This window comes from Pseudomonas laurentiana, from assembly GCF_014648275.1.
GTDB lineage: Bacteria > Pseudomonadota > Gammaproteobacteria > Pseudomonadales > Pseudomonadaceae > Aquipseudomonas > Aquipseudomonas laurentiana.
The window spans coordinates 283558-296835 of the sequence record NZ_BMQU01000002.1 but is presented as its reverse complement, the minus strand read 5'-3'; the positions used below and the strand labels follow the sequence as shown (position 1 = coordinate 296835).

Here is a 13278-nt window from a genome sequence, read left to right as displayed (position 1 = left end):
CTCATTGGCCAGTGGTCTGTACGACGGAAGCGGCTTCCTTGGCGGTGGGGGTGACCTGCACCTGATCACCCACGCGCACGTGTTGCAGGCCTTCGATGACGACGCGCTCACCTGCTACCAGGCCTTCGCTGACGATCCAGCGGTCCTGTTGCGCGCTGCCCAGTACGATCGGACGTTCGCTGATGCGTTGCTCGGCATCCACCAGCAGCACCCGGGGTTGGCCGGCGCTGTCCCGCAGAATGGCGCGCTGCGGCACGCTGATCGCCTGTTGCTTGATGGCCTGTTCCAGGCGAACGCGGATAAAACTGCCCGGCAACAGGTCAAGATCAGGGTTGGGGAATTCGCTGCGCAGGGTGATCTGCCCGGTGCTCGGGTCGACACTGATGTCCGAGAACAGCAACTTGCCGGGTAACGGGTAGGCGCTACCGTCATCCTGGATCAAGATGGCGCGTGCCTGGTCCTGGCCCACCTGCTGCAGTTCGCCGGCGCGCAGTGCCCGACGCAGGGCGTTCAACTCACGGGTGGACTGCGTCAGGTCGGCGTGGATCGGGTCCAGTTGCTGGATCGTCGCCAATGGGGTCGACTCGTTCTGCCCGACCAGTGCGCCCTCGGTCACCAGGGCACGGCCGATGCGCCCGGAAATCGGTGCGGTGACAGTGGCGTACCCGAGGTTCAAGCGTGCACGCTCAAGTGCTGCCTTGGCGGCGGCAACATCCGCATTGGCCTGGAGGGCAGCGGCGCGGGCGTTGTCGTAGTCCTGGCGGCTGATCGCATTGATGGCAATCAGCTCGCTGTAGCGTTGGTCCTGCAGGCGCGCCTGGAACTGGTTGGCCTCGGCTTTGGCCAGGGCGGCGCGGGCGCTGTCGTAGTCGGCCTGAAACGGTGCCGGGTCGATGCGGAACAAGACCTCACCCTGTTTGACATCGCTACCTTCACGGTAAACCCGCTTGAGTACCACGCCAGCCACGCGCGCGCGTACTTCTGCCGTGCGCGGGGCCAGAATGCGCCCGGACAGCTCGCTGCTGATGGCCAGTGGTTCGACACGCACGGTTTCCACCGTAACCTGGCTTGGCGGTGCGTTTTCCTCGGTCGGCGCCTGCTTGTCACACGCCATCAGGGGAAGGGTGAGCAGGGCAAGGAGGGGCAGGGTGCGTAGACGGGAGGGGCGTTGGCTGGGCATGCGGATCTTCCGAAAATGACCCCGCCATGCTAAGGCAGGCGCCCCTGAGGTAACTGTTAAGCTCTGTAGGCGGTCTGTGAAAAAGTGTGAAGATTGCCGCCTCGCGTGCGCGAGGTTCGATATCCTGCCGGACTCATTGGCGTTAACGCACTTTCCATGACAAATATCCTTTTGGTCGAAGACGACAGCGCGCTGTCGGAACTGATCGCCAGCTACCTGCAACGCAACGGTTTTATCGTCCGGGTGATTGCCCGGGGCGACCATGTGCTTGACGAAGCGCGGCGGAACAAACCCGACCTGGTGATCCTTGACCTGATGCTCCCGGGCATGGACGGTTTGCAGGTGTGTCGCGTGCTGCGGGCCGAGTCGGCGGTCTTGCCCATCCTGATGCTGACGGCCCGCGATGACAGTCATGATCAGGTACTGGGCCTGGAAATGGGCGCCGATGACTATGTCAGTAAACCCTGTGAGCCTCGGGTGCTGCTGGCGCGGGTGCGCACATTGTTGCGGCGCAGCAGCGTCAACGAACCTCAAGTGGCTTCAGACCTGATCCAGATCGGTGGCCTGCGCATCGACCTCACCGAGCGAAGTGTGCAGTGGGAGGCGCAACCGGTGGAGTTGTCCAGCGGTGAGTTCAACCTGCTGGTGGTGTTGGCGCGCAATGCCGGCACGGTGCTCAGCCGGGATTGCATCCTGCAGCACCTGCGCGGTATCGAGTTCAATGGTACTGACCGCTCGGTGGATGTCGCCATATCCAAGCTGCGCCGCAAGTTTGATGACAATGCCGGCGAGGCGCGCAAGATCAAGACGGTGTGGGGCAAGGGTTACTTGTTCAGCCGAGTCGAATGGGAATGCTGAAGGCGCTGCCCGAACCATGCTGAAAATCCTTGTCCGCCTGTACCTGATCACCATCGTCAGCTACGCCGGGGCGATATTCCTGATCCCCGAGCTGATCCTGAGCGTGTTCCACGAGCGCTATGAAGCCTATAACCTGGACCAGGCTCAGGGTGTGCAACGCTTGATGCTCAAGCAGTTTCGGCAGGTGCCTTCTGCCCAGTGGCCTGAAGTCGCGCAAGCGCTGGCGGCGGACTTCGCGCCGCTGGAGGTCCAATTGCGCCGCCAGGACGAGACCGAACTGAGCCCCGCCGAGCGCGCCCGCCTGGGCGCCGGGCAATTTGTCGTTCGGGTGGGTGAATGGGGTTACTACAGCACCGCCATTGCCCCACTGGATGACCAGTGGCTGGTTGAGTTGCGCAACCCGCCCGACCCACTGGAGATCAACCTGTTGTCCTGGGGGATCACCGTATTGATCGGCGCGGCCTTGCTCAGTTGCCTGTTGCTCTGGGTCTGGCCGCATTGGCGTGACCTGAAGCGCTTGCAGGCGACGGCTCAGCGTCTGGGCCAGGGGCAGTTGTCGGAGCGCACGCATATTTCGCCGCGCTCGGACATCGGCGACCTGGCCACGGTCTTCGACACCATGGCCCAGGACATTGAGCGCCTGTTGACCCAACAGCGCGAATTGCTCAATGCCGTCTCCCATGAACTGCGCACGCCGCTGACCCGGCTCGACTTCGGGCTGGTGTTGCTGTTCGATGAAGTGCCGCCGGCCAGTCGCAAGCGCTTGCTCGAACTGGTTGGCCATGTGCGGGAGCTGGATGAACTGGTTCTGGAGCTACTGTCCTATAGCCGCTTGCAGACGCCAGGGCAACTGGCTGAACGCGTTGAGGTGTCGTTGACAGAGTATGTCGACAGTATCCTCGGCAGTTTCGCCGAGGAACTCGATGGCCGTGGCATTGAGTGGGCGGTGCGGGCCGAAGCCGGCTTGCCGCGTTTCGTGCTTGACCCGAGGCTTACGGCGCGGGCGGTACAGAACCTGATACGCAACGCCATGCGTTACTGCCACCGCAGTTTGCTGTTGCGTGTGGACATGGACGAGCAGGGTGCCTGCCTGCTGACGGTGGAAGACGACGGCATTGGTATTCCACCCGAAGAACGTCAACGTATTTTCCAGCCGTTCTACCGCCTGGACCGCAGCCGCGATCGCGCCACGGGCGGTTTTGGGCTAGGTCTGGCAATCAGTCGTCGGGCGATCGAGAGCCAGGGCGGAAGCCTGACGGTCGAGCAATCGGTACTGGGCGGGGCGCAGTTCAGGATTCGCTTGCCTCGTGGGTAGTCGGCAGACGCCATCAAACTGGTGCGGTACAGAACAGGTGTAGTGCAATCTTTTCCGGTAACTGTATGGCTGGTGCAGCCGCGGGCTCCGTTAGTGTCGTGACACAACTACTCCAAGGATGCCGCAGCCATGTTTGCCTCCCTCGATCTGCTTTTAGCGTTTGTGCTCTTTGCCTTTGTGTCCTCGATTACGCCGGGGCCGAACAACACCATGCTGCTGGCCTCCGGGGTGAATTTTGGCGTGCGCCGCTCGATTCCCCATGCGGTGGGGATCAGTGTCGGGTTCATGGTCATGGTGCTGGCGGTAGGGTTTGGGCTAGGTGAGGTGTTCAAGGCATTTCCTCCCCTCTACACCGGGTTGCGCTACGTTGGCGCCGCGTACCTGCTGTACCTGGCCTGGAAGATCGCGACGTCCGGTCCGCTCTCGGCGGCCCGCTCGGAAACGCCCAAACCGCTGGGTTTCTGGGGCGCTGCGGCGTTCCAATGGGTCAACCCGAAGGCCTGGGTCATGGCGCTAGGTGCGATCACTACCTACACCCCGGCGCAGGGTTACCTGACCAATGTCATGGTCATTGCCACGCTGTTCGCGTTGGTCAACCTGCCCAGCGTCTGCGTCTGGGTGATGTTTGGCAGTGCGTTGCGCCAAGTCTTGCAGAACCCGCGTTGGTTGATGGCATTCAATTGGTTGATGGCCGCACTGCTGGTGATTTCGCTGTACCCGCTGTTGTTTGCCTCGCACAGTTTTCAGTAAGCGTGCCGAGGCGTTGAACCGGCGATTTCTGACAAACACACCGACTAAATCGCAAGGTGCTTGAACTTGCCGGGGGGCGACGCTGTAATCAGTCCCCCTGGCTATTCGCCGCTCTGTGTTCAGTGACCTGCATGCGCCTCGTTCCGTGGTCTTACCCATCCTCTGCCGGTTTCACCTTGCGTGGCTGGTGCTCGCCGCCCACTGGCAAGCCGTTGTTGCATTTTCTACACGGTACCGGCTTCTGCGGCCTGGTCTACCGGCCAATGCTGGAGGTGCTCAGTGAATCCTTCGATCTGTGGCTCAGCGATGTCCAGGGCCATGGCGACAGTGATCATGGTGGTGCATTTCTGGGTTGGAACCGTACTGCCGAGTTGGCGCTGGAGGCCTTTGAGGCTGGGCGCGGGGCGTATGCAAACGTACCCTGTTTTGCCTTGGGGCACAGTTTCGGCGGGGTGTTGACCAGTCTGATTCTTGCCCGTGAACCTGCGCTGTTTCAACGGGCGGTGCTGCTTGATCCGGTGCTGTTCAGCCGCGCCATGATTGCTGTGTTTGGGGTGGCGGCGATGGTGGGCATGCACCGTCGTCATAGTCTGGCGCGCAAGGCGGCCACGCGCCGCAGTCACTGGCCGGACCGCGCCGCCGCCCGCGCAGGGCTGCAGGGGCGGGGAGCCTTCAAGGGCTGGACCGATGCAGCGTTGCAGGCCTATGTGGAGCATGCCTTGACGGAGTGTGGCGAGGGCGTAGCGTTGAAGTGTCGGCCCAGCCGCGAGATGGAACTGTTCAGTTCCTTCCCGAGACAGCTATGGGCGTCGCTGGCGCAGGTCAGGACGCCAAGCCTCGTGTTGCACGGTGAGCAGACCTATCCCTTCGTGCCACCCTCGGTCGCACGCTGGGTGAGCATCAACCGCAGCATTACCTCGGCGGTGGTACCCGGTGGGCATTGCTTCATGCAGGAACACCCCGCTGACAGTGCCAGGCGCGTCGAGTCCTTTCTCTTGCACGACGCTACTCGCACTGTTCTGTAGATGGAACGCTGAAGGCGTTTTAGCAGGGCTACCGCCACTGTCGTTGCATACGTATTGTGATCGGCATGCACGAGAGGAGGCATCTCATGAAAACGATTCAAGGCATCTATCGCAGCCCCCAGCCACATTGGGTGGGTGACGGCTTCCCGGTTCGCAGCCTGTTCACCTACGACAACCTGGCGCGGCACATCAGCCCGTTTTTGCTGTTGGACTACGCCGGCCCGCACACCTTTACCCCGACCCATGCTCGGCGAGGGGTGGGGCAGCATCCCCACCGGGGGTTTGAAACGGTGACCATTGTTTATCAGGGCGAGCTGGAGCACCGCGATTCCACGGGGGCGGGCGGCTTGATTGGCCCGGGAGATGTGCAGTGGATGACAGCGGCCCAAGGCATTCTCCACGAAGAGTTTCACGCTGCGGCGTTTGCGGCTGCGGGCGGCACCCTGGAAATGGTGCAGCTTTGGGTCAATCTGCCGGCACGCGACAAGCTCGCGCCACCGGGTTACCAGACCCTGCTCAATGACGATATTCCGCGTGTGCCATTGGCGAACGATGGGGGAAGCGTGCGGGTGATCGCCGGAGCGTATCGTGGCCATAAAGGCCCGGCCCGGACCTTCACGCCAATGAACGTCTGGGACATCGGTCTGAAAGCCGGGGCGTCGTTATCGCTGCCGTTAACTGTGGGCCATAGCGCGGCACTGGTTGTGTTGCGCGGCGAGGTCAGGGTGAACGGCGAACCGCGTGTTGGCGCGGCGCAGCTGGTGCTGTTTGAGCGTGACGGCGATGAGGTGCAGTTGGAGGCGACTCAGGATGCCAGTGTATTGCTGCTCAGTGGCGAGCCGATTGACGAGCCGATCGTCGGCTACGGTCCCTTCGTGATGAACAGCGAGGCGGAGATTGCCGAGGCGTTTGACGACTTTCATGCGGGTCGTTTTGGTCATATGACCAAAGGCAAGGCTAGCGGTCACAACGCCGACTAGTCTGGAGTATCCGTGTTGCAATCCCGTACGCGGCGCCTCAACGACAAGGAGCAGGACCATGAGCGTCCCTTACACCCGTCTGGACAAGAACAATGCAGCGGTCCTGTTGGTCGATCATCAGGCCGGGCTGCTGTCGCTGGTACGTGACATCGAACCGGACAAGTTCAAGAACAATGTGTTGGCGTTGGGTGACCTGGCACAGTACTTCAACCTGCCGACCATCCTCACCACCAGTTTTGAAAGCGGCCCCAACGGCCCGTTGGTGCCGGAGCTCAAGGCCCAGTTTCCCGAGGCGCCTTACATCGCCCGGCCAGGGCAGATCAATGCCTGGGATAACGAAGACTTCGTCAAGGCGGTCAAGGCCACCGGCAGGAAGCAACTGATCATTGCCGGTGTCGTGACCGAGGTGTGTGTGGCGTTCCCGGCACTGTCGGCGATTGCCGAAGGTTTCGAGGTGTTCGTGGTGACCGATGCGTCCGGTACGTTCAACGAGATCACCCGGCAGTCGGCCTGGGACCGTATGTCGGCTGCCGGTGCGCAGCTGATGACCTGGTTCGGTGTCGCCTGTGAGCTGCACCGCGACTGGCGCAACGATATTGAAGGGTTGGGCACCTTGTTCTCCAACCATATCCCGGACTACCGCAACCTGATCACCAGTTACACCACCTTGACCTCAGGTAAGTAAGTTCCGCTCCGGGCGAGCCTCAGGGTTCGCCCGAGCGCTGTTGTATGGCTGGGTTCAGGTTGTACAAGGCTATACAAAACACCGAGTCGACGCGGGTTCTGTACAAGAATAATGGCGGTGCATGATGCCGCGGCGAGATATCGTATTTATCAATTTGAAATGCGCGGAAAACAGGGGGATTACTGCCTTTTCAACCACCTTGTTCGCAGGAGTTGATCATGTCACTACACGGCATTTGCAGCCTGGAATTACGTCAGGTCATCGAGCAGGCCTTTTTGCCCTCTCACTGCGTGGTGTCCTGTTTGGATGACGGCTCGCTGACGATCCACCTGGAGCAGGACAGCTACGGTCCGGCGTTGACCGTTGCCGGTATTCGCGCCGATGAATTGTCCAGCAGCCGGGCCTTGGCTGATCTGGTCGCCCATGTCCAGGCAGAGCGGCAACATCCGACCACGCAGGTAGAGGTACCGCCCCTTCGTCCCTGATGCACGCAGGGGCCAGGCCCAGTACCCACCTTCCCCGGGAAAAGTGGGGAATGTAGGGCCTTCACACCCACTTTTTTGCATTGGACCAAGGTAATGCATTGAATTGGATGGGGAAAATCTTGTGGCATGGGGCTTGCTGAATAGGGTTTGACGTTTACACGCAACCCGAGGCAAGCCCCGATGATCACGATCAAAGGCAATGTCCTGAGCCCCCTGTTACTGCTTGTCGTTGCCATGCTGGGCATGCACGGCCACGCGCAAGCGGCCGTCAGTTGTCAGCGGACGTGGGTGGCCAATGTCGTCGCGTTCGACCAGCCCATGATGTTCAACCGTCTTGGGGCGCAGAATGCCAATGGCATGATGTTCGCCCTGCGTGGCGATGTGGTCGATGATCATCAGGTGTCGCTGGCACGAGGCGGTGCGGCAGTCCCGGGCAAGGTTTCACTGCGTCCGGACAAGCGTCCACGGCCCATCGTACTGCGGGTAGCCGCGGGCGATTGCCTGACGGTCAACCTGCAAAACCTGCTGGCGTATCAAGCCAACCCGAACAAGGACCGGGTGGACGATCAGCATGACCCGATGGTGGATGATCAGGTCACTGACCGTCATGTCGGGTTTCAGGTCAATGGCCTGCAACCGGTCAACAGTATTGGCGATATCGCCGCCAACACCGGACGCAACGCCAACTTCCTTGTGGCGCCCGGAGCCTCTCGCACCTACACCCTTTATGCGGAGCGCGAAGGGGCGTTTGCCGCCACCAGCAAGGGCGCGACCTTTGGCGGTGAGGGCGCTGCGGGCAACGTGTCCAATGGTCTGTTTGGCCAGGTCGTGGTTGTACCCAAAAATGGGCGCACCTACCGCAATACCCTGACTGAAGAGGAAATGCGCCTGAGCACTACCGGTCGTGCCCCGACCGGGCAGCCGATTGTCGACTATGAGGCCCGCTACCCGCAGCGCGAGCCTTGGCTCAGTGAAGGCAAGGCCGGTATGCCGATCATTGCCATGGTCGACGGTAACGAGATCATTTCCAGCGAAACCGATGCGATTGTCATGGGGTCTAACCCCGACGGCTCGTTCCCACCCTCGACCTATCCGCTGGAGAGCATAGGCAAGCGCAACCCGGCGTTGCCCAATCGCCTTGAACCGTTCCGTGACTTTGCCTCGATGTTCACTGATGAGGTGGCAGGCACCCAGGCATTTCCAGGTTACTGGGCTGACCCGGTCATGGGCCATGTGCTCGAGCCAACACGCGATTCGTTCATGATCAACTACGGCTCAGGCGGCATGGGAGCTGAGGTTATTGCCAACCGGCTGGGTGTCGGGCCCATGCATGACTGCCTGTCGTGTGCCTATGAAGAGTTTTTCCTGAGCGCCCACACCGTGGGTGACGTGGCGATGCTGGTGGATGTGCCGGCGAACGTCGGCCTGGAGAACATCCGCCCCGGTGAGATCCCGGATGCGAAGGATGTCGGGGTCAAGGCCAGCATGGCGCTTTATCCTGCCGAGCCCTCGAACGTCAACCACAGCTACATCGGTGACTTCGTCAAGTTCCGCAATACCCACAACGGGCATGAGCAGCACATTTTCCACCTGCATGGCCATCAGTGGCTGTTTAACCCCAATGATGACAACTCCGACTATGTCGATGCCCAGGGCATCGGCCCCGGCGCCGGCTATACCTATGAAATTGCCAATGGCGGCTCGGGCAACCGCAACCGCGTTGCAGGCGATGCCATTTACCATTGCCACTTCTACCCGCACTTTGCCCAAGGCATGTGGAGCATGTGGCGGGTACACGATGTATTTGAGGAAGGTACGCGACTGGCGGTTTCCGAGCAGGGGCAGGCCGGTTTCCATGATCAGCCTTGGGCATTGCGTAGCGGCAAGCCAGCGACTGGCGCGCGCGCATTGCCCGATGGCGAAATTGTCGCGGGTACCCCGATTCCCGCCGTGGTGCCACTGCCTGGCAAGGCGATGGCGCCGATGCCGGGCAGGGTTGCGGTCGTTCCGAAACTGGCCGAAAGCCTGGTGGCGGCACAGGACGACGATGAAGGCGATGAAGCGGGTGACGACAGTCATGCTCAGGACGCGGGGCCGCGTGCGATTGGATCGCTGGCATGGGTTGACCGCAGCGAAGCCAACCGCAACGCCGATGGCACGTTGAAAAACCCTGGGTATCCTTTCTGGATCGGAGGCCTGGAAAGCACGGTGGGGCAACGCCCGCCGACACCGCCCCTGGACATGCTTGACCCCGCCAAGGCCCGCGAGTTGCGCGACAGTGGCAATGCACTGTGGCGCAACCTTGACCCGGATCAGGTCGGTGGTTGGGATGGTGGTTTGCCGCGGCATGCCCTGGACGGTGTAGCCGCGGGCGGCCAAGCACTGACGACGACGACGGCCCTGGACTTCTCCAAGCAGGTCACCCGTGCCAAGGCGGTGTTTCTGCCGGAAGAGGGGACCGATGTCGAGCAGGCGGCCATGGCCTACCATGCCAAGCCGGATCACCCCAGCTATGCGGTACTGCCGGGCAACCAGTTGGTAGCGCGCAGCTTCCGCACCAATGGTGCCTTGCCCATGGCGGGTGCGCCGTTCTATGAACCGTGCATGGACGACCGCGGAAAACGCCTGACACGGGGCGCCGGTACGGGGGAATTTAACAGTGGCGAACGCCTGGACGGTATGAGTTTTAACGGTTCTTCACCGTTCACCGCTGATCACCCTCGGGTATACAAGGCCGCCAACATTCAGTTCGATGCGGTGTACAACAAGGTGGGCTATCACTTCCCGCAAGCGCGCATCCTCGCCCTTTGGGAAGATGCCTGGGGCGTGATCAACAAACAGCGCCCACCAGAGCCGTTGGTGATGCGCATCAACACCTTTGATTGTGTGATGTACCAGCAGACCAACCTGATCCCGTCCTTCTATGAGATGGACGATTACCAGGTGCGCACGCCAACTGACGTGATCGGTCAGCATATCCACCTGCCGAAATGGGACCTGACCGCTGCTGATGGCTCGGCCAATGGCTGGAACTATGAAGATGGTGTTCTGTCGCCCGGTAGCGTGGTTGAACGTATCGAGGCCATTCGTGGCTTCAATGAATGCCAGCCGGATGATCCGCGAGAGGGGACGGCGTTGTGCCCGCATGCCAAAGCGCACCCGTTCTTTGGTCGTTACGGGCGGGCTGACTGGGTGGGCGCGCGCACGGCGATGCAGCGCTGGTTCGCCGACCCAGTGGTCAACGTGAACAACGTCGACCGTGGTTTGGGCACCATCTTCACTCACGACCACCTTGGCCCATCGACTCACCAGCAACTGGGCCTGTACGCCACCGTGTTGGCCGAACCCGCCGGTTCCACCTGGTTCCATGCCGAGACCGGTGAGGCGCTCTACAACACCGCTCTGCGTCAGGATGGCGGTCCGACTTCGTGGCAAGCAGTCGTCAGTACCGGCGACCTGGACGGTGACGGGCGCAATGACAGCTACCGTGAGTTCTTCCTGGAGTACAGCGACTTCCAGCATGCCTATGAAGCCGGTGTCTACGTCGGTGCCGGGCCAAATGGTATACCTGACGCCCAGGCGTTCCCGGCAACGGCTGACAGCTTCCGCTATGCCATCAACCCGCCGGTGCGCAAGGAAGCCACCAGCCTGCTCGAAGCGGTGGCGGAAGCCCGTGGCGGGTTGACGCCAACCTGCCCGAGCCGGCCATGCCCGCAGGCTATTTCGGTGGATGACCCCGGCATGTTTGTCGTCAACTATCGCAATGAGCCGCTGGCGCTGCGGGTGTTCGACCCGAACCGCATTGGCCCTGACGGCAAGCGCGGCATGCAGGCCGATGGCCTGGCGGGTGATCTCGCCTACGGCATGCAAAGTCGCACCGACCGTGCGATTCCGGCCATGAACCTGGCCCCTTCGGCGGTCACCTCTGCGGTCGGCCCAACCGGCGGTACAACCTTGTTCCCTCCACACATCAACAAGGGCGGCAGTGAGCCTGGCGATCCGTTCACCCCGATGCTGCGCACCTATTCGGGTGACAACGTGCGCTTGCGGATGCATGCCGGTGGTCACGAAGAGGAACATAACGTGACCTTGCACGGGGTGAAGTGGCTGCAGAGTGGTTCGGGTTTTGGCAATAGCTCCAATTCAGGATGGAAGTCTTCGCAAATGGTCGGGATTTCCGAGCAACTGGGCTTCATGGCGCCAGTGTCCATGGTCTCCAGTTCGTCTGCGGCGACCGGCGACTACCTGTATTCCCTGGATGCGTCCTTGGAAGGCTACTGGAACGGCTTGTGGGGTGTAATGCGTAACTACACGGCTATCCGCCCAGACCTGTTTGCGCTGCCGAACAACCCTAAACCGATTGCCGCGCGTAACACCGTCGCCTTTGATGGCATTTGCCCGCGCTACAGTCCTAACCCCAACGGAATTGGTACTCGGCCAACACCTCAGCGTAGCTATGAGGTGGTCGCGGCATTGGCCAACGATATCCTCGGCAACACGCTGAACCTGAGTCTCAATGACCCGGCCGGTCTCGGTCAGCATGTCGGTGGTCCGCTCAAGGCCAACGGCGGCACGCTGGTCTACAACAGTCGGCCGATCAGTGTTCCGCAAGTGACGGTGACCGACCCGGAGGACGGCGAAACCTTCACGATTGGCGGTCAGAGTGGACCGCTGCATGATCCAACGGCCGTGCTGTATGTACGCAAAAGTGATCTTGACCCCATGACGGGCAAGCTCAAGCCTGGGGTGCCGGTCGAACCGTTGGTGCTGCGTGCCGCAGCGGGTGACTGCATCAACGTCACCCTGGAAAACCGCCTGCCACTGGTGATGCCAGACCTGGCCAGTACTGCAGTGATGCATGGGGTGGTCAAGCGCAACCGCAACGACAGTGAAGGTTCGACCACGTTCAACAACAACCTGATGCGGCCCTCCAGCCATGTTGGCTTGCATGCACAGTTGCTGGCCTACGACATCACCAAGTCGGATGGTGCCAACGTCGGCATGAACCCGGTACAGACCGTGCCGCCTCGCACGGGCAGTGGTGCCTACCCGAGCAAAGTCTATCAATACTACGCCGGGCATCTGGAGCGTGAAGGCAAGCCGGTGGCACAACTGGGCCGTCAGGTGGACAACATCAACAGTACGCCCATCGAGTTTGGTGGCCTCAACCTGACCCCGGCCGACCCGATCAAGCAACCGCAGAAGGGTTTGGGGGGTGCCATGAGTATCCTGCCGACAGGGGCGACCTGGAGTGAAGATGCACATAGCCGTGCTTCGGCGACGGTACAGGCCCCGGGCCAGACGAGTTACCGTGATTTCGTCACGGTCTGGCAGAAGGCCCTGAACCTGCGTTGGGCCAATGGGCGGCCTGTAGAGGGTATCGCTGCCGAGGGCAATGGCGCGGGGGGGGACCCGCAGGACAACTCGGGTATGGCCATCAACTACAAGGCCGAGCCGCTGTGGCTGCGCTTCGGCCTGGCCCCTAATGCACCGTTTGGCCACGCCGATGGCCATGGTTGGGCCGATGTGCCGGATGTGCATATGGCTTACAGCAACGGGCTAGTGGGCGGCGATCCACAAACGCCGGTGCTCTGGGCCAAGCCAGGGCAACCGTTCCGTACCCATATCCTGATGCCGTCTGGCGGGAGCCGTGGTACGACGTTCCAACTCGATGGCCACGTTTGGGCACAGCATGCCTTGCAATCCGAGAAGTCGGATGCCTTGGGTTATCCCATGGCGCAGCCGGGCATCGGGTCAGTGCGCTTCGGTTACAACCCTCAGTCGATGTACATCGGCGCTCAAGAGAGCGTGCTGCCGGCGGCGCACTTCAGCTTCATGCACCCCAGTGCCGGCGGGGCCAATGCAATACCTGGTGACTACCTGTTCCGTGACTATGCCGCCTACGGGAATGCTGCGGGGTTGTGGGGGATATTGCGGGTCACTAACGAAGCGCCGCCAGCCACTGCGCCAGCACAGTAATCAGACCGTAGTCGGGATGGG

Annotated in this window: 9 protein-coding genes; 8 read left to right on the top strand and 1 reads right to left on the bottom strand. The window is 61.5% G+C overall.

Going from position 1 to position 13278, the window contains the following annotated elements:
• Nucleotide 1: 1 nt before the first annotated feature.
• Nucleotides 2–1180 (bottom strand): efflux RND transporter periplasmic adaptor subunit, encoded by a 1179-nt coding sequence (locus IE038_RS03250; protein ID WP_163939344.1) that lies wholly within the window; start codon nt 1178–1180, stop codon nt 2–4.
• A gap of 156 nt (nt 1181–1336) precedes the next feature.
• On the opposite strand from IE038_RS03250, the gene IE038_RS03245 reads away from it, so the two are divergent.
• The 8 genes from IE038_RS03245 (at nt 1337) to mnxG (ending at nt 13257) form a co-directional block, all read left to right on the top strand.
• Complete coding sequence (locus IE038_RS03245; protein ID WP_163939346.1) at nt 1337–2038, top strand: response regulator; 702 nt, start codon at nt 1337–1339, stop codon at nt 2036–2038.
• Nucleotides 2039–2054: 16 nt separating this feature from the next.
• The gene (locus tag IE038_RS03240; protein WP_163939348.1) at nt 2055–3353 is read left to right on the top strand and encodes an ATP-binding protein; all 1299 of its coding nucleotides are present in this window, start codon (nt 2055–2057) and stop codon (nt 3351–3353) included.
• A gap of 129 nt (nt 3354–3482) precedes the next feature.
• On the top strand, nt 3483–4103 hold the full coding sequence (locus tag IE038_RS03235) for a LysE family translocator (RefSeq protein WP_163939350.1): 621 nt from the start codon (nt 3483–3485) through the stop codon (nt 4101–4103).
• A 131-nt stretch (nt 4104–4234) separates the two neighbouring features.
• Nucleotides 4235–5128 carry an alpha/beta fold hydrolase gene (locus IE038_RS03230; protein WP_189395115.1) on the top strand — a complete coding sequence of 298 codons (894 nt, stop codon included), beginning with the start codon at nt 4235–4237 and terminating at the stop codon, nt 5126–5128.
• 86 nt (nt 5129–5214) lie between these two features.
• Nucleotides 5215–6108 carry a pirin family protein gene (locus IE038_RS03225; protein WP_189395114.1) on the top strand — a complete coding sequence of 298 codons (894 nt, stop codon included), beginning with the start codon at nt 5215–5217 and terminating at the stop codon, nt 6106–6108.
• 58 nt (nt 6109–6166) lie between these two features.
• Nucleotides 6167–6793 carry an isochorismate family cysteine hydrolase YcaC gene (ycaC, locus tag IE038_RS03220; protein ID WP_163939627.1) on the top strand — a complete coding sequence of 209 codons (627 nt, stop codon included), beginning with the start codon at nt 6167–6169 and terminating at the stop codon, nt 6791–6793.
• Nucleotides 6794–7011: 218 nt separating this feature from the next.
• Entirely contained in the window at nt 7012–7278 is a 267-nt protein-coding gene (locus IE038_RS03215) for a DUF1652 domain-containing protein (protein WP_163939629.1), read from the top strand.
• A 180-nt stretch (nt 7279–7458) separates the two neighbouring features.
• Complete coding sequence (gene mnxG, locus IE038_RS03210; protein WP_189395113.1) at nt 7459–13257, top strand: manganese-oxidizing multicopper oxidase MnxG; 5799 nt, start codon at nt 7459–7461, stop codon at nt 13255–13257.
• Nucleotides 13258–13278: the final 21 nt, after the last annotated feature.